Source organism: Alishewanella jeotgali KCTC 22429, assembly GCF_000245735.1.
GTDB lineage: Bacteria > Pseudomonadota > Gammaproteobacteria > Enterobacterales > Alteromonadaceae > Alishewanella > Alishewanella jeotgali.
The window spans coordinates 46,648-67,764 of record NZ_AHTH01000023.1 but is presented as its reverse complement, the minus strand read 5'-3'; the positions used below and the strand labels follow the sequence as shown (position 1 = coordinate 67,764).

The window sequence follows — 21,117 nt, the reverse complement described above, 5'->3', positions numbered from 1 at the left end:
TACCCACAAAGAATACCAATTCGCTAGCCACCTGTTGATAACCGTGCTGTTTACTGCCTAACAAGCTGTATTTATCCAAAATATAACTTTATTTAAAAGCGACTATGTGGATAAGTAAGGATCTTATCCAAGGGTTAGACCCGCTCAGATCCAAGCTTGATCACAGGATCTGATCCTTAATAAGCTACTGATCCTTTTTATAAAAAATGCCTTATCCACCGCAAAGCCCTTAGCTAATAAGAGTAATAACAGAAAAGATCTAAAAAGATCCTATATATATTAATCGGGATCCCGATCCGGTTTTAGCCATTTCACTCCGATGCGGATCAGGCTACAATATGTGCCCTATTTTTTATTGGTAACAGATCGAGGCAAGCATGCTCTATCAGGAATCTTTCGATGTGATCGTCGTTGGCGGTGGCCATGCAGGTACTGAAGCCGCGCTGGCTGCAGCTCGCACCGGTTTGTCTACCTTATTGCTGACACACAATATTGAAACCCTGGGTCAAATGTCCTGTAATCCGGCCATTGGCGGTATTGGTAAAGGCCATCTGGTAAAAGAGATTGATGCCTTAGGTGGCGCTATGGCCATTGCAGCAGATAAAGGCGGGATCCAGTTTCGTACCCTGAACAGCTCAAAAGGCCCGGCAGTCAGAGCCACCCGTGCCCAAGCTGATCGCCAGTTATACCGTGCTGCAATTCGCCAAATGCTGGAAAACCAGCCCAATCTGAAAATCTTCCAGCAAGCCTGTGATGATCTGATCGTAGAGCAGGATCAGGTCAAAGGCGTGGTTACCCAAATGGGTTTACGCTTTGAAGCCAAGTCAGTAGTACTGACAGTCGGTACCTTTTTAGGTGGTCAGATCCATATTGGTTTAGAGCAGTTTGCCGGTGGCCGAGCCGGTGATCCGCCGTCGATCGCCCTGGCCAGACGTTTACGTGAGCTGCCATTTCGGGTAGATCGCTTAAAAACCGGTACCCCACCCAGAATCGATGCCCGTTCCGTGGATTTTTCTGTGATGCAGGCACAACCTGGTGATACCCCTACTCCGGTATTCTCATTTTTAGGCAAGCAAAGCGATCATCCGATACAAATCCCTTGTTTTATTACCTACACCAACGAACAGACGCATCAGGTGATCCGCGATAATCTGGATCGCTCACCTATGTATACCGGTGTTATTGAAGGCATAGGGCCACGTTATTGCCCATCGATTGAAGATAAGGTCATGCGTTTTGCTGATAAAGATAAACATCAGATCTTTATCGAGCCAGAGGGCCTGACGACCCACGAATTGTATCCAAACGGTATCTCCACCAGTTTGCCTTTTGATGTACAGCTGTCGATCGTGCGTTCAATCAAGGGTATGGAAAATGCCTACATTACCCGGCCAGGCTATGCCATTGAGTATGACTTCTTTGATCCACGCGATCTGAAAGCGACGCTGGAAACCAAATTTATTAAAGGATTATTCTTTGCCGGCCAGATCAATGGCACAACCGGCTATGAAGAAGCTGGCGCGCAGGGTCTGCTGGCTGGTGTTAATGCCGCCCTCTATGGCAAAGAACAGGAGGGTTGGTCACCCAGCCGCGATCAGGCGTATCTCGGCGTACTAGTTGACGATCTGACCACCTTGGGTACCAAAGAACCGTACCGGATGTTTACCAGCCGTGCTGAGTACCGGCTGATGTTACGTGAAGATAATGCCGATGCCCGCTTAACTGCCAAGGGCCGCGAACTGGGCTTGGTTGATGATATCCGCTGGACAGCCTTTAACCAGAAAATGGAACAGATCGAACTGGAGCGGCAGCGCTTACGGCAAAGTTGGATCCATCCGCAACATCCAGCCTTAGCAGAGGTTAATACGTTACTGAAAACACCTCTGACCCGAGAAGCCAGCCTGGAAGAATTGATCCGTCGCCCGGAAGTCACCTATCAGCAGCTACTGGCCATTGATAGCTTAGGCCCGGTACTGGCGGATCCGGTAGCGGCAGAGCAGGTTGAGATCCAGATCAAGTACGAAGGCTATATCAACCGGCAACAGGATGAGATCGCCAAACAACAGCGTAATGAAGAAACGCGGCTACCGGCTAAGTTTGATTACAGCCAGGTAAAAGGGTTATCAAACGAAGTGGTCACCAAATTAAATCAAACCCAGCCGGAGACGGTAGGGCAAGCATCACGGATCTCCGGTATTACCCCGGCGGCGATTTCGTTATTACTGGTTTATCTGAAAAAGCAGGGTTTACTGCGTAAAACCGCTTAAGCGGAATTAAGGATCTATGGCTGAGTTGTTATCTAGGTTGCGCACTCTGGTCGCGCAAAGTGATTTAACCTTATCAGAGACACAGTTAGCGCAATGTATTCAGTATGTTACGCTATTAGATAAGTGGAATAGCGCCTATAACCTGACATCAGTCCGGGATCCGGAAGAGATGCTGATCAAACATGTGTTGGATAGTCTGGTAGTAGCCCCTTTTCTGATTGGCCAGCATTTTATCGATGTCGGTACCGGACCGGGGTTACCCGGGGTGTTGTTGGCAATCTATTACCCGGAAAAGCAATTTACCTTGCTGGATAGTCTGGGTAAGCGGATCCGATTTTTAAATCAGGTGAAAATGCAGTTGCAGCTGCAGAATATCCACCCGCTGCAAAGCCGGGTTGAAGATCATCAACCGCTGCAGGGTTATGACGGTGTGATCAGCCGGGCATTTGCCTCTTTGAATGATATGCTGAATTGGTGCCGGCATTTACCGACACCAGACGGCCGCTTTTTCGCAATGAAAGGGGCAGCGGTGCAAGAAGAAATTGCAGCTTTGCCGGATTTTGTTAAAGTAGACGCCATCCATCCGTTGCAGGTACCGCAACTGGATGCGCAGCGGCATCTTGTGGTGCTGAGCAAAGCCTAGCAAGCAAAGTCTGAACAGCAAGAGGGAAGCCGTGGGCAAAGTCATCGCAATCGCAAACCAAAAAGGTGGAGTGGGTAAAACAACCACTGCGGTGAATCTGGCTGCCTCAATGGCGGCCACCAAGCGCCGGGTGTTGTTGATCGATCTGGATCCGCAGGGTAACGCCACCATGGGCAGTGGTGTTGATAAATACGAACTGGCTGCCACCGCCTATGAATTACTGATTGATGAAAAACCGCTGGCGGAAGTCGTGGTAAAAGACACCAGCGGCGGCTATCACCTGGTTGGCGCTAACTCCGATGTCACTGCGGCTGAAGTCCGGCTAATGGATGTGTTTGCCCGCGAATTACGTTTGCGTAACGCCCTGAAAGCTTACAAAAACAGTTACGACTATATTTTTATCGACTGTCCGCCCTCGCTGAATATGTTAACCGTGAATGCAATGTCAGCCGCTGACAGTGTGTTAGTACCGATGCAATGCGAATACTTTGCACTGGAAGGCTTAACGGCGCTGGTCGATACCATCAACAAACTGGCCTCAGTGGTTAATCCGGAACTGAAAATCGAAGGCATACTGCGCACCATGTACGATCCGCGCAACCGGCTCGCCAACGATGTTTCCGAGCAGTTAAAGCAGCATTTTGGTGACAAAGTCTACCGCGCGGTGATCCCGCGTAATGTGCGGCTGGCCGAGGCGCCCAGTTTTGGCGCGCCGGTGATGTATTACGATAAAAGCTCTACCGGTGCCAAAGCATATCTGGCGCTGGCCGGTGAAATTCTGCGTCGTTCCGAAAAGAAAAAGCCTGTTGCCGGTGCGGTCGCTCAGTAACAGCATATAAGGATTATTTAATCGCATGTCTTTGAAAAAACGTGGTTTAGGTCGTGGACTTGATGCGCTGCTGACTGCCAGTAAACCTGCCGCTGCCGCCCCTGCCCGCGAACATTCGGAGCTTCAAAAGATCCCGGTTGAGTTTTTACAGCCCGGTAAATATCAGCCTCGCAAAGATATGTCGCAGGATGCGCTGGAAGATCTGGCCAATTCAATTAAAGCCCAGGGTGTTATCCAACCGATAGTGGTGCGGCCCTTGGCTGAAAACCGCTATGAAATTATTGCCGGTGAACGGCGCTGGCGGGCATCGCAGCTGGCGCAACTGGCCGAGGTGCCTTGTTTGATCAAGGATGTGCCGGATGAAGCCGCAGTCGCCATAGCGCTGATTGAAAATATCCAGCGTGAAGATCTGAACGCCATGGAAGAAGCCGTGGCGCTGCAGCGCTTACTGACCGAATTTGAATTAACCCACCAACAAGTCGCTGATGCGGTCGGTAAATCCCGCGCCGCAGTGAGTAATCTGTTACGGCTAAATCAGTTAAACGACGATGTGAAACTACTGCTGGAGCATGGCGATATCGAGATGGGGCATGCCCGTGCGCTGTTAGCACTGGACGGTGATGCCCAGTCTGACGCTGCCAGATTGGTGGCAGCAAAGCAGCTGACAGTGCGCGATACCGAAAATCTGGTGCGCCGCATTCTGGAGCCGGCACCGGCGAAAACGCCGCGTGAAAAGGATCCGGATGTTGCCGCGCTGGAGCTGAAACTGAGTGAACATTTTGCGGCACCGGTACAAATTGATTACAACAAGAAAGGTAAAGGCAGTTTACTGATCAGCTATAACAGTCTGGATGAACTGGACGGCATTTTGCAGAAACTGAAAGCCCAGCAAAACGACTAGTGGCGTTCTGTTTACAAATCAGCGACAGGACTATAGTTGTAGCCGCTTTTTGTTGCAAAACAAGGCCAGTTCAGTATACTTGCCGCAGTTTTTTTGCCCTGATTAAATGGCAAATTGTGAAACTGGAGTTGTAATGCAACCAGAACCGCAACAAGTTAGACTTGCTGCTTACAAGCTAGTCCTTTTTCAATTTGTTGTAGCGGCTTTTGCGGCTCTGCTTTTTGCGTTATACAGTGATGCTCTCGCTGCTTTATCTGCCTTGAAAGGTGGTATTATTGCAGCAGTAACAAATTTAGTTTTTGCGTTGATTGCCTTTAGCAAATTTGCACTGAGCAACGCACAACAAGCGAAAATGGCTCTGGTAAAAGGGCATTCGTTTAAACTTATTTTAACCATTGTCTTGTTTGTCATTGTATTAAAACAAGAGGTTGCAGCCAGTGCTTTTATCATTGGCTTTAGCTTAGCAACCGTGGCGCAATGGTCCGCAGCAGTTTTTTTTAAACATTAAAGTTAGGATGAAAAATGGCTGATAGCAACATTTCCGTCCAAGGGTATATTAATCACCACCTTAGTGATTTAACTATCGGTGAAGGCTTTTGGGCCGTCAACGTTGGTTCACTTGGATGGTCAATTATCCTAGGTACGATATTTATTATTTCATTCGCTTGGGTGGGCCGTCGGGCTACTGCAGGTGTACCTGGTAAATTCCAATGTTTTGTAGAGATGATCGTTGAGTTCGTCGGCAAAAACGTTAAGGAAACCTTTCATGTAAAAGACAAGTTAATAGCACCTATCGCATTAACTATCTTCATGTGGATATTCTTAATGAACCTGATGAAACTAGTACCAGTGGATTGGTTTCCAGTTGTCGCGGGTTTCTTCGGTGTGATGTTTTACACTCCGGGTTTACCTGAATATGCTGCTGATTACAGCTTTTTAGAGCAAATTATGGCACATAAGTGGAGCTACATGAAAATTGCTCCTACGACAGACGTGAATATCACCTTAGGTTTAGCTCTAGGCGTATTTATTCTAATTCTTGGTTACTCAATCTATTACAAAGGTTTAGGTGGTTTTGCCAAAGAATTATCTTTTACACCATTTAATCACTGGTCGTTAATTCCTTTTAACCTAGTATTAGAGTTAGTAACCTTATTGGCTAAGCCCATTTCCTTAGGTTTACGTTTATTCGGAAACCTATATGCTGGCGAAGTTATTTTCTTACTTATCGCTTTAGTAGGCTTAGCACAATTACCGTTACACTTTGTATGGGCTGTGTTCCATATCTTAGTAATTGTTTTACAAGCCTTTATCTTTATGATGCTCACGATAGTTTACTTGAGCATGGCAGCAGAAAAGCATTAATAATTTTTGTTTTAACCTTTAACATTAAACTTGGAGATACAACATGACAATTGAAATCGCAACCTTGTTCGCTGTAGCCATTATCCTGTCTACTGCTGCCATCGGTACTGCAATTGGTTTCGCCTTAATGGGTGGCCGTTTTCTGGAAGCTTCTGCTCGTCAACCAGAAATGGCTCCACAGTTACAAACTAAAATGTTCATCCTTGCAGGTCTGATCGATGCGATCTCTATGATCGGCGTTGGTGTTGCCTTATTACTGTTATTCGCAAACCCGTTCGTAGGTTAATTTGAGTCCCCAATAACGTAATTTTTAAGGAGGCTCGTTGTGGATATTAACGCAACCCTATTAGGTCAGTCGATTGCAATGGCCGTATTTGTGTGGTTTACACTGAAATTTGTGTGGCCACCAATCAATGCAGCGATTGAAGAGCGCCAGAAAAAAATAGCAGATGGTTTAGCCGCGACTGATCGTGCAGAAAAAGATCTGCACTTAGCGCAAGATAAAGCTAAAGAATATCTGCGTGAGGCAAAAGAACAGGCTTCAGCCATTATCGAACAAGCGCGTAAGCGTGAAAGCAAGATGATTGATGAAGCGGTTGCCAAAGCCAATGCTGAGCGTGAGCAAATTCTTGAACAAGCTCGTGCTGAAGTTGAAGCGGACCGTAGCCGTTTACGCGAAGAATTGCGTAAACAAGTTGCCTCTCTGGCGGTAGCAGGTGCTGAACGCATTCTGCAACGCGAAATTGATGACGCTGCTCACAGCGACATTTTGGAAAAATTGGTTCAGGAATTGTAATAGGAGCGGGCTATGTCTGATATGACGAATATTGCTCGTCCTTATGCAAAGGCGGCTTTTGAGTATGCTGTTGAACAGAATACTCTAGCCGCTTGGCAACAGATGTTAGCCTTTGCAGCAGAAGTTGCAAGCGACGCTAATATGGTTGCCTTCTTGCGTAGCAACACTACCGCAACTGCTCAAGCTGAGCTTATGAAGGAAATTTGTGGTGAGTACTTAGACAGTGCTGCCCATAATCTAATTCATGTAATGGCTGAAAATCAGAGATTGCTCGCTTTACCAGCAGTGTTTGCTAGATTCACTGAACTGAAAAGTGAATATGAGCGTGAAGCAGTTGTAGAAGTCACGTCTGGCACTGAATTGAATGCAGCGCAACAAGAAAAACTTGTTGCGGCGTTGTCTAAACGTCTTGATCGTAAAGTTAAATTACTTTGCAGTGTAGATGCTTCAGTCGTGAGCGGTATGATAATTAAAGCGGGTGACATGGTTATTGATGGTACGGTCCGAGGTAAATTGGATCGTCTTGTTACCGCGCTACAGTCCTAATTGGGGAATAGAGTATGCAACTGAATTCCACTGAAATATCCGAACTGATCAAACAACGTATTGCTCAGTTTGATGTGGTCAGCGAAGCTCGTAATGAAGGTACTATCGTTCAGGTAACTGACGGTATCATTCGCATCAATGGCCTGGCAGACTGTATGCAAGGCGAGATGATTGAGCTTCCTGGCAGCCGTTATGCTATCGCACTGAACTTAGAACGTAACTCAGTGGGCGCGGTAGTAATGGGTCCGTATGCGGATCTGACGGAAGGCACTAAAGTTAAAAGCACTGGCCGGATCCTGGAAGTTCCAGTAGGTCCTGGTCTGTTAGGCCGCGTAGTAAATACGCTGGGTGCCCCTATTGATGGTAAAGGCCCAATCGATGCTGCTGGCTATGAGCCGGTAGAAAAGATTGCACCGGGCGTAATCGACCGTCAATCGGTAGACCAGCCAATGCAAACCGGTTACAAATCGGTTGATGCGATGATTCCAATCGGCCGTGGTCAACGTGAATTGTTGATCGGTGACCGTCAGACCGGTAAAACGGCACTGGCGATCGATGCCATCATCAACCAGAAAGGTACAGGCGTTAAGTGTGTTTATGTCGCTGTAGGTCAAAAGGCTTCTACCATCGCTAACGTAGTACGTAAGCTGGAAGAGCACGGCGCCCTGGCCCACACTATCGTTGTGGTTGCGTCAGCGTCTGAAGCTGCTGCCCTGCAGTTCCTGGCACCCTACTCTGGCTGTACCATGGGTGAATACTTCCGTGACAACGGTCAAGACGCTCTGATCGTATACGATGACCTGTCGAAGCAAGCTGTAGCTTACCGTCAGATCTCGTTACTGTTACGTCGTCCACCAGGCCGTGAAGCTTACCCAGGTGACGTATTCTATCTTCACTCTCGTCTGCTGGAGCGCGCATCACGCGTTAATGCTGACTACGTAGAGCGCTACACCAAAGGTGCGGTAACAGGTAAAACCGGTTCATTAACCGCGCTGCCAATTATCGAAACCCAAGCCGGTGACGTTTCTGCGTTCGTACCTACTAACGTAATTTCGATTACTGACGGTCAGATCTTCTTAGAAACTGACTTGTTCAACGCCGGTATCCGTCCAGCGGTTAACGCCGGTATTTCGGTATCACGGGTAGGTGGTGCAGCCCAAACTAAGATCATCAAAAAGCTGGGTGGCGGTATCCGTCTGGCCCTGGCCCAGTACTCAGAACTGGCTGCGTTCGCGCAGTTCGCCTCTGACCTGGATGATGCAACCCGTGCCCAGTTAGAGCACGGTCAGAAGGTTACTGAGCTGATGAAACAGCTGCAGTACAGCCCGATGTCAGTTGCTGAGATGGGCGTGTCTATTTTCGCTATCGAAAAAGGTTTTATGAAAGACGTCGACGTGGCTAAAGTCCTGGACTTTGAAGCCGGTTTGATTGCCTTTATGAAAGCCGAACACGCTGAGCTGATGGCTGAGATCGACAAAACCGGTAACTACAACGACCAAATCGAGTCTACGTTTAAAGCCGCTATTGAGAAATTCAAGGCAACGCAGACCTGGTAAGCAATGTGGGTGGCCTGTGCCACCCCATTCGTTGAATAAATCGGAGATACAGTCATGGCCGGTGGTAAAGAGATAAAAAGTAAGATCGGGAGTATTAACAATACTCGCAAGATCACCAGTGCTATGGAAAAAGTTGCGGTCAGTAAAATGCGCAAAGCGCAGGACCGCGTGGCTGCAACTCGCCCATACGCTGAAGGTATGCGCAAAGTGATCGGTAACGTGGCACAAGGCTCGCTGGAATATCGCCATCCGTATTTAGCGGAGCGCGAAGTTAAGCGGGTTGGTTACATCGTTATTTCAACCGACCGTGGTCTTTGCGGTGGCCTGAACACCAACGAGTTTAAGAAAGTTGCTATTGAGCTGAAAAGCTGGAAAGAAAAAGGCGTGGATACCGAGTTTGCCATCATTGGTAACAAGGCTGCGGCGTTCTTTAAGCGGTTTGGTGGTAAGGTAGTAGCTGCCCAGGCCGGTTCAGGTGATGTACCACGGCTGGCGGACGTGATTGGTTCGGTACAGGTCATGCTGAAAGCATTTGACGAAGGCCGGATTGACCGCTTATTCCTGGTGTACAACAAGTTTGTTAACACCATGAAGCAAGAGCCAGTGATCGATCAACTGTTACCTCTGCCAAAAACAGACCTCGCGAAGCGTGAGCACAGCTGGGATTATATTTACGAGCCGGATCCAAAACCTATCCTGGATATGTTGCTGTCTCGTTATATTGAATCGCAAGTGTACCAAGGCGTTGTAGAAAATTCTGCCAGTGAACAGGCAGCACGGATGGTGGCGATGAAGGCCGCAACCGATAACGCCGGAAACCTGATGGATGACCTGAAGTTGGTTTACAACAAGGCACGTCAGGCTGCGATTACCCAAGAGCTCAGTGAAATCGTCGCGGGCGCGGCTGCTGTAGGCTAAGGTAAAGAGTTTTGCAAAATTGAGGAAACATCATGAGTCAAGGTAAGGTCGTCCAAATCATTGGCGCCGTTGTGGATATCGATTTTCCACAAGACGCGGTACCTGGTATCTATGACGCGTTAAACGTTACCGACGGTGACCTGCAAGGTCTGGTGCTGGAAGTTCAGCAGCAGCTGGGTGGCGGTACGGTGCGTGCAATCGCGCTGGGTTCTACTGACGGTTTACGTCGTGGCACTTCAGTTACCAATACTGGTAAAGCAATTCAGGTTCCGGTGGGTAAAGCCACGCTGGGCCGTATTATGAACGTTCTGGGTGAGCCAATCGACGAAGCTGGCCCAATCGGTGAAGAAGAGCGTTGGTCAATCCACCGCGCTGCACCAAGCTACGAAGATCAGGCAGCTTCAAACGCCCTGCTGGAAACGGGTATCAAGGTTATCGACCTGGTATGTCCGTTCGCCAAGGGTGGTAAAGTGGGTCTGTTCGGTGGTGCCGGTGTAGGTAAAACCGTAAACATGATGGAGCTGATCCGGAACATCGCGATCGAGCACAGCGGCTACTCAGTATTCGCCGGTGTAGGTGAGCGTACCCGTGAAGGTAACGACTTCTATCACGAGATGAAAGACTCTAACGTACTGGATAAAGTATCGTTAGTGTATGGTCAGATGAACGAGCCACCAGGAAACCGTCTGCGCGTAGCCTTAACCGGCTTAACCATGGCAGAAAAGTTCCGGGATGAAGGCCGTGATGTTCTGTTCTTCGTTGACAACATCTACCGTTATACTCTGGCCGGTACTGAAGTATCTGCACTGTTAGGCCGTATGCCTTCAGCAGTAGGTTATCAGCCAACCCTGGCGGAAGAGATGGGTGTACTGCAAGAGCGTATCACCTCAACTAAGACCGGTTCTATCACGTCAATCCAGGCCGTTTACGTACCTGCGGATGACTTAACTGACCCGTCACCGGCAACGACGTTCTCGCACTTAGATGCGACCGTTGTATTAAGCCGTAACATTGCGTCACTGGGTATTTATCCGGCGATCGACCCACTGGACTCTACCTCTCGTCAGTTAGACCCACTGGTTATCGGTAAAGAGCACTATGAAGTGGCGCGTGGCGTACAAACAGTACTGCAGCGTTACAAAGAGCTGAAAGATATTATCGCCATTCTGGGTATGGATGAACTGTCTGATGAAGACCGTACTACTGTATACCGGGCGCGTAAAATTCAGCGCTTCCTGTCACAGCCATTCTTCGTTGCTGAAGTATTCACTGGCTCACCAGGTAAGTACGTGCCGCTGAAAGAAACTATCCGTGGCTTTAAAGGCATCCTGGCCGGTGAATATGACCATATGCCAGAGCAGGCTTTCTACATGGTTGGTTCAATCGACGAAGCGATCGAAAAAGCGAAGAAACTGTAAGTTCAGGCTTTAGGAGAGCGAGATGGCGATGACAGTGCAACTGGATGTAGTAAGTGCCGAAGAAAAAATCTTCTCCGGCCTTGTCGAATCCGTGCAGGTCACAGGCAGTGAGGGCGAGTTGGGTGTGTTACCCTTTCACGCCCCTTTACTGACCACCCTGAAACCTGGCATGGTCCGTATCGTGAAGCAGTTTGGCGAAGAGCATCTGATTTATGTTGCTGGTGGTGTATTAGAAGTACAACCCGACAACATTACAGTGCTGGCCGATGTAGCGGTACGTGGCGAAGACTTAGATGAGCAGGCTGCTTTAGACGCACAAAAACGTGCTGAAGAAGCCATGCAGCATGCCAGCGCTGACTTTAATTACGCCGAAGCTGCGGCACAACTGGCGGAAGCCATTGCCCAGCTGCGCGTTATTCAGAAAATGCGGAAGAAATAAGTCTTGCGAGTTTAAAAAACCACCTGCGGGTGGTTTTTTTACGTCAAAAAATTCCTTGTAACGGCCCTGTTACAACTTGTACCAAGCAGTAAACCTCCCTATAGTAAAACGGCTACGCGATAGATATTATTAACACAGGAAAATTCACCATGCGCTTGCTGATAGCCGCCCTGTTTATGCTATGCCAGTTTGGTGTAGCGGCTCAAACCCTGACCCTGGAGGATTACGCCAGACAGGCTCAGTTTCTGGAAATAAAGATCTCGCCAACCGGTAAATATCTGGCTGCAACCACGCGAAGCGATGAAGGCAATATTTACCTGCAGGTTATCGATATCAAAACCAATAAAATCCTTAGTATTCGTCATTTTACCGGTAAGGATTCAATTGGCGCCATTAACTGGGCCAATGCTGAACGGATTTTGATTTACCTGGTACGGGACATCGGCTCGCTGGAATCGCCGGTACCAACCGGTGAGATTTTTGCGGTTAATGCTGATGGCTCTAATCCGAGGATGTTAACCGGTTATCGGGCTGATAACGATAAAGATCCGGCGGTCGTTATTAACTATCTGCCAGATGAAGATAACTTTGTGCTTATCGTCAGTGCTACGCCAAACCGGGTAGGTTCTTTTAGTTTAATTAAGCGGCTGAATATTGATAACGGACGTACCCGGCAGATTGCGCGGGCGCCGATGCGTTCGTCGGATATGATCACCGATGGTAACGGTGTGGCCCGTATTGCGGTTGGTGTTGATCAGAACAACGATAATGAAATGGTGATGATGTATCGCCAGAATGAACGTAGTGAATGGCAAACTTTACGTCGCTACGGCCAACGCGATGGTAATTTTATACCCTTGGGTTTTATGGCGGATAATATCCGCATCGTCGGCTTAAGTGATACGCAGACTGATACCAAAGCCATTAGTATCTTTAATCCGCAAACCAATGAAGAAGAAATCCTGGCTCATCATCCTAATGTCGATATCAGCCCAATCTTTAGCTTTCGTAATGGTTTGATCTATGAAGTGATAGGTGCCTCCTATGATTATGATATTTATAACGAAGTGTTTTTCGCCGATATACAGAGTAAGGAATTCAGCGCGCATTTACAGGGATTGCGTGCAGTCTTTCCCGGCCGTCGCATAGGCATTACGTCAGGCACCCGTGACAATAGTCTGGCAATACTTTCGGTGCGCTCTGCCAACCACCCAGTGGAATTTTATATCTATGATCTAAAAAATAAGCAATTAAGTTATTTGCTCAATGCCAGCCCCTGGCTTAAAGCTGAGCAGCTGGCGCAAACCCAGGCGATTTTTTATAAGAGTCGTGACGGCCTGGATATTCACGCCATCCTAACCTTACCCAACAACAAAGAAGCTAAAAATCTACCGCTGATTATGTTACCGCATGGTGGCCCGCATGGTCCTCGCGACTACCTGGATTACGACAGTGATGCTAAGGTTTTAGCGCAACACGGTTATGCTGTTTTACAGCCTAACTTCCGTGGTTCGGGTGGTTTTGGCCGCAGCTTTTTACAGGCCGGCTATCTGAATTGGGGCACGACAATGATCGATGATATGACGGATGGCGTGTTACATCTGGTCAAAGAGGGTATCGTCGACCAAAGTCGGGTATGTGCCTATGGTGGCTCTTACGGTGGCTATGCAGCGTTAATGAGTGCGGTGCGGGAGCCGGACTTATATAAATGTACTGTCGGTTTTGTTGGGGTCTTTGATTTGAATCTGATGTACACCGATGGTGATATTCCACAACGCAAAAGCGGGATTAACTATCTGGAAATGGCGATTGGTCGTGATAAAGAGCGGCTTGATGCCCAGTCACCGATCAAGCACTTAGACAAGCTTAAAGCACCGGTATTTATTATCCATGGTAAGGAAGATCAGCGGGTGCCTATTATTCATGCCGAGCGTTTACGGGCCGAGCTGGAAAAGCGCAATCACCCGTTTGAGTGGTTGGTTAAAGAAAAAGAAGGCCATGGCTTTTACAAGCCGGAAAATAACGTCGAACGCTGGCAAAAGATGTTAGCCTTCTTCGATAAGTATATTGGTGACGGCCGCGCCGCCAATTAACCAGCGATAGCTGCTATAAAGAGGGAGCCGGCAGGCTCCCTTTTTTCTGAGGGTTGGCTTACATCGCAGCCTATCCTTGTTAAAATACCGGCATCTTACACAACAGGATCGTTATTATGGGTTTAAATGTCGTCATTTTAGCCGCCGGTAAAGGCACACGGATGAAATCGGACTTACCTAAGGTATTGCACAAAGTGGCCGAGCGGCCGATGGTGCAGCATGTGATTGATACTGCCCGCGCGCTCGGGGCCGACAAGCCACAGCTGGTTTATGGTTATGGTGCCGAGGCGTTAAAAGCCGCTATGGGCGAGCAGCCACTGCATTGGGTATTACAGGCGGAGCAGCTGGGCACCGGCCATGCGGTGGCGCAAGCCATCCCGAATATCGCTGACGAAGATACCGTATTAGTGCTGTATGGCGATGTGCCGTTAACCCGGCTGGAAACACTGCAGCAACTGCTGGCAGCAAAACCGGCTAACGGTTTAGCCATTCTTACCGTCAATCTGCCGAACCCAACCGGCTATGGCCGTATTGTGCGCGAAAACGACAAGGTAGTCGGTATTGTCGAGCAAAAAGATGCTTCGCCAGAACAACTGAAAATTCAAGAAGTTAACAGCGGCATTATGGCGCTGCCGGGTAAACAGCTAAAAGGCTGGCTGAGCCGGTTATCGAATAGTAATGCCCAGGGCGAGTATTACTTAACTGACGTGATTGCCATGGCGCATAGTGAAGGTGTTGAAATAGCCACTGCTCAGCCGCAAAACCCGATGGAAGTCGAGGGTGCCAATAACCGCGTGCAGTTAGCCGCGTTAGAGCGCGCCTATCAGCAACGCAAAGCCGAAGAGCTGATGCTGGCTGGCGCTAACCTGCGCGATCCGGCGCGCATTGATGTGCGTGGTACGGTTGAAGTGGGCAATGACGTGATGATCGATATCAACGTTATTTTTGAAGGCAAAGTGTTGCTGGGGAAAGGCGTGACCATTGGTGCCAACTGTATTCTTAAAGACTGCACTATTGGTGATAACACTGAAATTAAACCCAATTCGATGATAGAAAAAGCGACGGTCGGCAGCGACTGTTCCGTCGGCCCTTATGCCCGTTTACGGCCAGACAGCGTAATGCTGGACGACAGCCATGTTGGCAACTTTGTTGAGATGAAAAAAACCACCCTTGGCAAAGGCTCTAAGGCTAACCATCTTACTTATTTAGGCGATGCGGTGATTGGCGATAAAGTGAATGTTGGTGCTGGTACCATTACCTGTAACTATGATGGTGCTAATAAATTTGTTACCACCATTAAAGATGGCGCCTTTATTGGCTCTAACAGCTCACTGGTCGCACCGGTTACGGTAGGCGTGAATGCGACTGTCGGTGCCGGTTCAGTGCTAACCCGCGATGCCGCCGATGGCGAGCTGGTGGTAGCCCGCGCCAAGCAGAGGCATATCGAAGGCTGGCAACGGCCGGTGAAAATTAAAAAGTAATCGCTGTTATTAACCCCACCAAGTCGTGGGGTTAATTTTATGTCGGGACAGGCTTTGTGTAAGGCTCAATCTTGTGATCGTTTTGATGCTTGTTTTGCTGCCTGCCACTCGGCCTGCGTTATTGGGCTGGTTGTGATATTGAAGATATCTTGTTGCTGATAAGCGGCTTTACGTGCCGCCACCTGCTGCATAATAGCTGCCAGCTCCGCCTCTGAGCGACGATTCCAGTCGACAATTTCACTGATATGCCGATAACAGCCAATGCAGACCTTGGCACTATCTAACTTACAGCAGGCGACACAGGGAGATTCGATCATCTGACGCTTATCTTTAGCCAAATAAGCTGGCCGGGGAGCCCCGGCCAGCAGCTGCTTTAACTGTTATCTACCAGCACTGCTATGGCGCCATCACCGGTGACATTACAGGCGGTACCGAAGCTATCCTGCGCCATATAAAGCGCTATCATCAGTGCTATGGCGCCTTCGCCAAAGCCCAGCATTGAGCCCAATAATCCGACGGCCGACATCACAGCTCCGCCAGGCACGCCCGGTGCTGCCAGCATCACTACACCCAAGGTCAGAATAAAGGGCAGCATGGTTAGCAGAGACGGGATTTCGAGATTGCTCTTCATCATCATCACCGCAACAGCGCAGGATACAATGGTAATGGTTGAACCTGCTAAATGCGTGGTTGCACACAGCGGCACGGTAAAGTTGGCGACATCTTCTTTTACACCATTATTTTTGGTGGCTTGCAGCGATACCGGAATGGTGGCAGCGCTCGACATAGTCCCCAGCGCAGTAAAATAAGCGGGCAGCATATTCTTAATTAAGCTCAGTGGTGACTTACCGGCTTTCAGGCCGGCAATCAGAAAGAGCGCAATAATCCATAACCAGTGCAGTACTATCGCCATAATCAGCACTATGCCAAAGGTTTTTAAGGTAACAAAAACACTACCTGCGGCAGCCATCTGTGCAAAGACACCTGCAATGTATAACGGCAACAACGGAATAATAATCCGGGTCAGTAACAACTGAATAATATCACGGCCCTGATCCGACAGTTGCTTCAATGAGGTCGCCTGAGTACTGGCGATACCCAGGCCAAAGATAAAGGCCAGTGCCAACGCCGTCATCACGTTAAATAGCGGTGGGATATTCAGTTCGATATAAGGTGTTAAGTTAACACCGGCAGTACTGGCCAGATCGGCCGCCGCTGGCGCCAGCAAAGGAATAACCCCGGCCGCAATTAAAAACGCGAAGCTACCGGCCGCGATAGTCGATAAATAGGCTATGCCCAGAGTGCGGCCCAATAACTTGCCGGAATTACGCGGCAGGGCGGCAATACCACTGGTAATAAAAAACAGGATAAGTAGTGGAATAGTAAAAAACAGCAACTGACCAAATAAGGCTTTAAAGGTGATCAGGATTTGCGTTAGCCAATGTGGCGCATACAGCCCCATCAGCATCCCCAGCACTATGCCGGCGACTAATTTCAGGATCAGTAACATAGGTGATTCTCGTTATTCTGGTTTGTCAGAGCACGGGGCGCTCTGCCCGGTTGTTCCCCAGGGCAGAGCATATCACACTCTGGCGCGCCTTAGCTGCTCTGGCTGGTTTAGCCAGTTAGTCGATAATCTCAGCCTGCGGTAGTTCCGTCGCCAGCCAGGCTTGCAAGGCAGCTAATTGCGCAGCCGGAAACAGCATTGCGGTGACGCGGTAAAGGTTAAACGGGAAGTCCAGCAGCGCTTGCTGCTCATCCAGCTTACTGAGCGCCACCTTTTTAATCTTCTGCACTTTAAGTTGACGTTGTTTCACGTGGAGCACATCATGCTCGCGCTTTAGCTGAGTAAAAATATCGGCTACCCATTCTGGCTCGTGCGAAGGGTTGGGCTTTAGGCCTAACAACAGGCTTTGCAGCAGACCATTTAATGCCGCAATCGTGAAGATAACCTCATGCTGCAGGGCATAATGTACTGTTGCAATTGCAAAAATAGTCGCAAGCAATACACGTAATGGGTGGCGTTGGCAAAAGTTACGGATTTTCAGCAGTGGTGAGAGGTGTTTAAGCATCATCTGACATCCTGTCGAGTAGGTTTGATAACGTGGATATTACAATTTCTTTTGAAAGTTGCAACTGATCTGCGGCCAGCGCCAGCTGTTGCAATTGCGGCAACAGTTGCTGCAGGCGGCTGGCTTCAGTTTGGCTCGGCGCGCTGGCTGCGGCTATCGTCATCGGCTTGCCGCGCTGGCGCTCTAACAGGCCTTCAGCCTCCAGTAGGCTATAGGCTTTGGAGATGGTCATCGGGTTAATTGCATATTGCGCGGCTAATTCCCGCACTGAGGGAAGCTCGGCTCCAGGCAGCAACTGACCTCCGGCCACCATGCGTTTAACCTGCTCGGTAAGCTGCCGGTATATGGGTTCGCCACTATTGGGGTTAATACTAAACATCCTGCTGCCTCACTGCTTTGGCGGCCTGGGTAAAATCCAATTGTTGCCAGCTTTTAATTGCCCAGCTACGTAATAGCAGTGCCATTAGTAATAGGCCTGTTAACAGCCAACTTTGGGTGCTGGCCTGGGTAGATACAGGCCAGATTTCGATGGCGAAAGCAAAGATAAGCCCATAGCCGAAATAGAAGCCTAATTTCGTCTGGGCACCTAATAACAGGTAAGTGCTAATTAACAACAAAGTTAGGCTAAGTAGTAAAGCAACCAGCAGTTCAGTCTGGTTCAAGCCAAGACTGAGCATTAAGCTGCATAGTGGTAGTAGCAGTAGCAACTGCTGCTGCAGATAGTAGCGTTCTATATAGTAAAATAGTTGCTGGCGGCTAAAAGGATAAAATAACCAGGCTTTACTAAGATTGCTTTGTTGTTGCCGAATCTGCAGCAGCCAACATAGCAGCGGGCTAACTAGCAGCATATTTTTAAAGATCGACCAATTATCTGCCGGCTGCCACTGCCACTGACCAGAGATAAACAGGTGGATGGTGCTGCCGATAACAGGTAATGCAAAGCAATAACAACAGTAGAAAAAGAGCCGATAGATCCAGTGCCCATTTTGTTGTAGGTGCAGGCTAAGCGCTAAGGATGGCTGGAAAATCCTCTGCGGCCAGTAAAATTTAAAGTCGGGTTGAGATAGCTTACCTGATGCTAACAAGGTTTTGCTAACAACGGTGGCGACACTCAGACTCGCTATCGCCAAAGCGATACCAAACCATTGTTTCTGGCCAAAAAACAGCAGAAAAAATCCGTTTGGCAGTAAATATAGAGTTACAACCAGCATCGCCAGACCTGCTTCGGCTTTTTGCTTGGTTAACCATAACGCCAGAATATGCATTAGTGCATGGATGCCGGCCAATATTAGTATCAGTTGCCATAGCGGAACTGCGCTTAACTGCTCGCCAGTGACGTGAAGTAGACCCGGAATAGGTAACAGAACAACCACTGACGCCAGCAGTGTCAGACCTACCAGACGTTCAGTCTGACTTAGCAATAACCGGCCATAACTACTGCGCATAAAATATAAGGCTTTTGGTAACAGGTTGCCGTAGTAATAGGGCAGCAACAGTAAGTTTGCCAGCACAAAACTAAAGGGAGCGGCAAAGCCCAGTAACCAAAAAAAACCGATCACACCCCAGACGAAGCTTCCCAGGGGGGTAAGGGTGAGTAGCCGGCCACAATTGCTCACAGCGACAGGTAGCGCAGCTTTATTACTCATAACCCACTCCTGATAGCTTGTGGGTTGATTAACTTAAGTTGTCCCCAGTCCAATTGCTGCAGCTGGGCTTTAACATGGCGGCGCAATGCAGCTGCCAGCAACCATAGCCCTGCGGTGCTCAACAGTAACAGCCAGGAACTGGACCAGTGCGTCAGCAACAGGATGACACCGGCAAATTGCAAGCTTACCAACACCAGGCCACTTTGCCACAATGGCTGATTGATCAAACGCCAGTTTAGTAATACCGAACACGCCAGCAGGCTTGGCCATAGCAGCAAAGTGCAGGCGGCAGCGACCAAATCCGGTGCCAACAGCAGCACCAGCGGCGCTAAAATCAGGGTACAAAGCAGGATATGTTGCGCTGCCTGTTGTTCCAGCAGTGGATAAAGTTGCTCCCGGCTGACCGGCAGTTGTAACCAGGCACGTCTGACGCGTTTTAGCATCAGGGTCAGTTGCTCCAGCAGCAACACTGCGGGTAAGAAAATATATAAGGCTCGAAGTAGCAGATCTTCGGGCAAGCCGTTATTGCCAAATAAGGCACCCCAAAGCCACATTGCCGCCGGCAGATACCAGCAATAAGCCAGATAGCGTAAGCTGCGCGAAAGCCAGCTATCGCCCTGTCCCAGTAATAAGGTACCGGAAAGTGAACCTGCGCGGCGGGTCAGGCGCTGCATTGCAAGCCAGGGAGTACGGGCACCAGTGCTGCTCTGATAGCGCTTGTCCGGGGTTAACCAATTCAGGGCAAACCAGGCGAGTAGCAACATATTAAGCAGGCCAAGCAGCGTTAATAGCAATGGCAGGCTAAACAGGGGCAATTGTTGCGGTAGCTCAGCGGCCAATATCAGGATCAGTAAGCTGCTGCCAAACCAAAGTGGCCGCAAATGGCCCAGCACCAGACATGGCAGGATCAAGCTGGCAAAGGCCAGTACGCCTAATTGCAACCCCAGCATAAAGCTTTGCTCTGCCAACCCCAGCAGGGTGCCGGCTAAACAACCGAATAGTACCGCGCTCAGTAACAACTGCTGCCGGCTATGGCGGCGGAAATTGGGCAGTAAGCGCCAGCTGCCACGTCGGCAGAGCGTCATAAACTGCAACGGAATACAAAACAGCAATAACATCAGGCAAGCCAGAGGTACTACCATGGCTTTAGGGTAAGGGCTGAGCAAAGTAGCAATTAGCAGCAGTACTAGCAGGCCCCAAACAACTTTGATCACGATACTTGGCCATAACAGGCGGCCAAGCAAGGCAAACCAGGCGCTCATCGGTGCAGCTCCAGAAAAATTTCTTCCAGATTCAGGTGTTCAACCCGGATACTGGCGGCCAGCTGCTGTTCTAAGCCGGCCTGCCATTCTGGTTGCCAGTTGGTTACGGTAACAGTGTATTGAGATGCCTGTTGTTGCTGATGTAATATCTGCAGTGGTGGCAGCGATGCCGGCAAGCTTTGTTCGGTGCTCAGATGCAACCGTACCACGGACTCTTTTAGTTCATCCAGTTCGCCCTGCCATAAAAACTGCTGATCTTTTAATAGCCAGACTTTATTCGCCACCCGCTCCATATCGGTAACGATATGGGAGGAAAAGATAATCGTTGTTTGCTGATCGGCAGCAATATTTACCAGCTCGGTCAGGAACTGCCGCCGTGCCAGCGGATCCAGACTGGCAACGGGTTCATCCAGAATCAGTAACCGGGGTTTGTGACACAGCGCCAGCATGATAGACAGTTTTTGTCGCTGCCCGAGTGACAGCTTGCTAATACGGGTCGTCAGAGGGATTTCCCAGCTGCTACTCAGGCGATCTGCCAGCCGTGGGTCCCAGTTCGGTTGAAAGCGGGCGAATAACTCAAGTTGCTCGTACGGGGTCAGTTGCTCCAGCAGTTCGTCTTGCTGGGGTACAAAGCCAATCAATTGCTTTTCTCTGGCACCGATTTCGGTGCTTGGCGTACCAAATAACTTCACCTCACCCTGCTGCGGCACTGCAAAACCAAGTACCGTTTCCAGTAAGGTCGTTTTACCGGCCCCGTTTTTGCCCAATAGCGCGACCACATCGCCTTCGTTGGCATTGGCCTGCAGTTGGTGCAGGACGGTACGGCCGCTAAAGTTGCGGCTTAAGGCGTTAATTTCGATCACTGCTGGCATATCCTTGTCTCCA

Annotated in this window: 22 protein-coding genes; 15 read left to right on the top strand and 7 right to left on the bottom strand. The window is 49.2% G+C overall.

What is annotated here, in order from left to right:
- Positions 1–377 precede the first annotated feature (377 nt).
- From mnmG to glmU, 15 genes are all read left to right on the top strand, one after another.
- The gene (mnmG, locus tag AJE_RS09040) at positions 378–2,267 is read left to right on the top strand and encodes a tRNA uridine-5-carboxymethylaminomethyl(34) synthesis enzyme MnmG (RefSeq protein ID WP_008950601.1); all 1,890 of its coding nucleotides are present in this window, start codon (positions 378–380) and stop codon (positions 2,265–2,267) included.
- A 16-nt stretch (positions 2,268–2,283) separates the two neighbouring features.
- Entirely contained in the window at positions 2,284–2,910 is a 627-nt protein-coding gene (rsmG, locus tag AJE_RS09035) for a 16S rRNA (guanine(527)-N(7))-methyltransferase RsmG (protein ID WP_008606208.1), read from the top strand.
- 31 nt (positions 2,911–2,941) lie between these two features.
- Positions 2,942–3,739 (top strand): ParA family protein, encoded by a 798-nt coding sequence (locus AJE_RS09030; protein WP_008950599.1) that lies wholly within the window; start codon positions 2,942–2,944, stop codon positions 3,737–3,739.
- Positions 3,740–3,764: 25 nt separating this feature from the next.
- Entirely contained in the window at positions 3,765–4,640 is an 876-nt protein-coding gene (locus AJE_RS09025; RefSeq protein WP_008606210.1) for a ParB/RepB/Spo0J family partition protein, read from the top strand.
- A 133-nt stretch (positions 4,641–4,773) separates the two neighbouring features.
- Positions 4,774–5,148, top strand: coding sequence for an ATP synthase subunit I (locus tag AJE_RS09020; RefSeq protein ID WP_008950598.1), 375 nt, complete (start codon positions 4,774–4,776; stop codon positions 5,146–5,148).
- Between the two features lie 14 nt (positions 5,149–5,162).
- The gene (atpB, locus tag AJE_RS09015) at positions 5,163–6,005 is read left to right on the top strand and encodes a F0F1 ATP synthase subunit A (protein WP_008950597.1); all 843 of its coding nucleotides are present in this window, start codon (positions 5,163–5,165) and stop codon (positions 6,003–6,005) included.
- Positions 6,006–6,048: 43 nt separating this feature from the next.
- Positions 6,049–6,291: a F0F1 ATP synthase subunit C gene (gene atpE / locus AJE_RS09010; RefSeq protein ID WP_008606215.1), complete on the top strand. Its 243-nt coding sequence runs from the start codon at positions 6,049–6,051 to the stop codon at positions 6,289–6,291.
- Between the two features lie 39 nt (positions 6,292–6,330).
- Positions 6,331–6,801 carry a F0F1 ATP synthase subunit B gene (gene atpF / locus AJE_RS09005; protein ID WP_008950596.1) on the top strand — a complete coding sequence of 157 codons (471 nt, stop codon included), beginning with the start codon at positions 6,331–6,333 and terminating at the stop codon, positions 6,799–6,801.
- A 12-nt stretch (positions 6,802–6,813) separates the two neighbouring features.
- Entirely contained in the window at positions 6,814–7,347 is a 534-nt protein-coding gene (atpH, locus tag AJE_RS09000; protein ID WP_008606217.1) for a F0F1 ATP synthase subunit delta, read from the top strand.
- A gap of 14 nt (positions 7,348–7,361) precedes the next feature.
- Positions 7,362–8,903 (top strand): F0F1 ATP synthase subunit alpha, encoded by a 1,542-nt coding sequence (gene atpA, locus AJE_RS08995; protein ID WP_008950595.1) that lies wholly within the window; start codon positions 7,362–7,364, stop codon positions 8,901–8,903.
- Between the two features lie 54 nt (positions 8,904–8,957).
- Positions 8,958–9,821 (top strand): F0F1 ATP synthase subunit gamma, encoded by an 864-nt coding sequence (atpG, locus tag AJE_RS08990; RefSeq protein ID WP_008950594.1) that lies wholly within the window; start codon positions 8,958–8,960, stop codon positions 9,819–9,821.
- Positions 9,822–9,853: 32 nt separating this feature from the next.
- Positions 9,854–11,239, top strand: a complete 1,386-nt coding sequence (gene atpD / locus AJE_RS08985) for a F0F1 ATP synthase subunit beta (protein WP_008950593.1) — start codon at positions 9,854–9,856, stop codon at positions 11,237–11,239.
- A gap of 22 nt (positions 11,240–11,261) precedes the next feature.
- Complete coding sequence (locus AJE_RS08980) at positions 11,262–11,678, top strand: F0F1 ATP synthase subunit epsilon (protein WP_008606222.1); 417 nt, start codon at positions 11,262–11,264, stop codon at positions 11,676–11,678.
- A 149-nt stretch (positions 11,679–11,827) separates the two neighbouring features.
- Positions 11,828–13,771 carry an alpha/beta hydrolase family protein gene (locus tag AJE_RS08975; protein ID WP_008950592.1) on the top strand — a complete coding sequence of 648 codons (1,944 nt, stop codon included), beginning with the start codon at positions 11,828–11,830 and terminating at the stop codon, positions 13,769–13,771.
- A gap of 116 nt (positions 13,772–13,887) precedes the next feature.
- Entirely contained in the window at positions 13,888–15,252 is a 1,365-nt protein-coding gene (glmU, locus tag AJE_RS08970) for a bifunctional UDP-N-acetylglucosamine diphosphorylase/glucosamine-1-phosphate N-acetyltransferase GlmU (RefSeq protein WP_008950591.1), read from the top strand.
- Between the two features lie 65 nt (positions 15,253–15,317).
- Here the strand turns inward: glmU and AJE_RS08965 are convergent, their stop codons facing one another.
- The 7 genes from AJE_RS08965 to AJE_RS08935 form a co-directional block, all read right to left on the bottom strand.
- Complete coding sequence (locus tag AJE_RS08965) at positions 15,318–15,569, bottom strand: DUF1289 domain-containing protein (protein ID WP_008950590.1); 252 nt, start codon at positions 15,567–15,569, stop codon at positions 15,318–15,320.
- A 56-nt stretch (positions 15,570–15,625) separates the two neighbouring features.
- Positions 15,626–16,762: a dicarboxylate/amino acid:cation symporter gene (locus AJE_RS08960; RefSeq protein WP_008950589.1), complete on the bottom strand. Its 1,137-nt coding sequence runs from the start codon at positions 16,760–16,762 to the stop codon at positions 15,626–15,628.
- A 115-nt stretch (positions 16,763–16,877) separates the two neighbouring features.
- On the bottom strand, positions 16,878–17,327 hold the full coding sequence (locus AJE_RS08955) for a hypothetical protein (RefSeq protein WP_237709332.1): 450 nt from the start codon (positions 17,325–17,327) through the stop codon (positions 16,878–16,880).
- Positions 17,317–17,703: a GntR family transcriptional regulator gene (locus AJE_RS08950; RefSeq protein WP_008606246.1), complete on the bottom strand. Its 387-nt coding sequence runs from the start codon at positions 17,701–17,703 to the stop codon at positions 17,317–17,319. The genes AJE_RS08955 and AJE_RS08950 overlap by 11 nt, the downstream gene beginning before the upstream one ends.
- Positions 17,696–18,970 (bottom strand): hypothetical protein, encoded by a 1,275-nt coding sequence (locus tag AJE_RS08945; RefSeq protein WP_008606249.1) that lies wholly within the window; start codon positions 18,968–18,970, stop codon positions 17,696–17,698. The genes AJE_RS08950 and AJE_RS08945 overlap by 8 nt, the downstream gene beginning before the upstream one ends.
- On the bottom strand, positions 18,967–20,232 hold the full coding sequence (locus AJE_RS08940) for a hypothetical protein (RefSeq protein ID WP_008950587.1): 1,266 nt from the start codon (positions 20,230–20,232) through the stop codon (positions 18,967–18,969). Before AJE_RS08940 ends, AJE_RS08945 begins: the two co-directional genes overlap by 4 nt.
- Positions 20,229–21,104, bottom strand: a complete 876-nt coding sequence (locus tag AJE_RS08935; protein WP_008950586.1) for an ABC transporter ATP-binding protein — start codon at positions 21,102–21,104, stop codon at positions 20,229–20,231. The genes AJE_RS08940 and AJE_RS08935 overlap by 4 nt, the downstream gene beginning before the upstream one ends.
- Positions 21,105–21,117: the final 13 nt, after the last annotated feature.

Bases quoted from the DNA above. Each gene is read 5' to 3' on its own strand.
- AJE_RS09020 (WP_008950598.1), top strand. From the start codon at position 4,774: ATGCAACCAGAACCGCAACAAGTTAGACTTGCTGCTTACAAGCTAGTC.
- AJE_RS08975 (WP_008950592.1), top strand. From the start codon at position 11,828: ATGCGCTTGCTGATAGCCGCCCTGTTTATGCTATGCCAGTTTGGTGTA.
- AJE_RS08955 (WP_237709332.1), bottom strand. From the start codon at position 17,327: ATGATGCTTAAACACCTCTCACCACTGCTGAAAATCCGTAACTTTTGC.
- AJE_RS08945 (WP_008606249.1), bottom strand. From the start codon at position 18,970: ATGAGTAATAAAGCTGCGCTACCTGTCGCTGTGAGCAATTGTGGCCGG.
- atpD (WP_008950593.1), top strand. From the start codon at position 9,854: ATGAGTCAAGGTAAGGTCGTCCAAATCATTGGCGCCGTTGTGGATATC.
- atpH (WP_008606217.1), top strand. From the start codon at position 6,814: ATGTCTGATATGACGAATATTGCTCGTCCTTATGCAAAGGCGGCTTTT.
- AJE_RS09025 (WP_008606210.1), top strand. From the start codon at position 3,765: ATGTCTTTGAAAAAACGTGGTTTAGGTCGTGGACTTGATGCGCTGCTG.
- AJE_RS08950 (WP_008606246.1), bottom strand. From the start codon at position 17,703: ATGTTTAGTATTAACCCCAATAGTGGCGAACCCATATACCGGCAGCTT.
- atpB (WP_008950597.1), top strand. From the start codon at position 5,163: ATGGCTGATAGCAACATTTCCGTCCAAGGGTATATTAATCACCACCTT.
- AJE_RS08980 (WP_008606222.1), top strand. From the start codon at position 11,262: ATGGCGATGACAGTGCAACTGGATGTAGTAAGTGCCGAAGAAAAAATC.
- atpG (WP_008950594.1), top strand. From the start codon at position 8,958: ATGGCCGGTGGTAAAGAGATAAAAAGTAAGATCGGGAGTATTAACAAT.
- atpE (WP_008606215.1), top strand. From the start codon at position 6,049: ATGACAATTGAAATCGCAACCTTGTTCGCTGTAGCCATTATCCTGTCT.
- AJE_RS08965 (WP_008950590.1), bottom strand. From the start codon at position 15,569: ATGATCGAATCTCCCTGTGTCGCCTGCTGTAAGTTAGATAGTGCCAAG.
- AJE_RS08960 (WP_008950589.1), bottom strand. From the start codon at position 16,762: ATGTTACTGATCCTGAAATTAGTCGCCGGCATAGTGCTGGGGATGCTG.
- atpA (WP_008950595.1), top strand. From the start codon at position 7,362: ATGCAACTGAATTCCACTGAAATATCCGAACTGATCAAACAACGTATT.
- AJE_RS08940 (WP_008950587.1), bottom strand. From the start codon at position 20,232: ATGAGCGCCTGGTTTGCCTTGCTTGGCCGCCTGTTATGGCCAAGTATC.
- AJE_RS08935 (WP_008950586.1), bottom strand. From the start codon at position 21,104: ATGCCAGCAGTGATCGAAATTAACGCCTTAAGCCGCAACTTTAGCGGC.
- rsmG (WP_008606208.1), top strand. From the start codon at position 2,284: ATGGCTGAGTTGTTATCTAGGTTGCGCACTCTGGTCGCGCAAAGTGAT.
- glmU (WP_008950591.1), top strand. From the start codon at position 13,888: ATGGGTTTAAATGTCGTCATTTTAGCCGCCGGTAAAGGCACACGGATG.
- mnmG (WP_008950601.1), top strand. From the start codon at position 378: ATGCTCTATCAGGAATCTTTCGATGTGATCGTCGTTGGCGGTGGCCAT.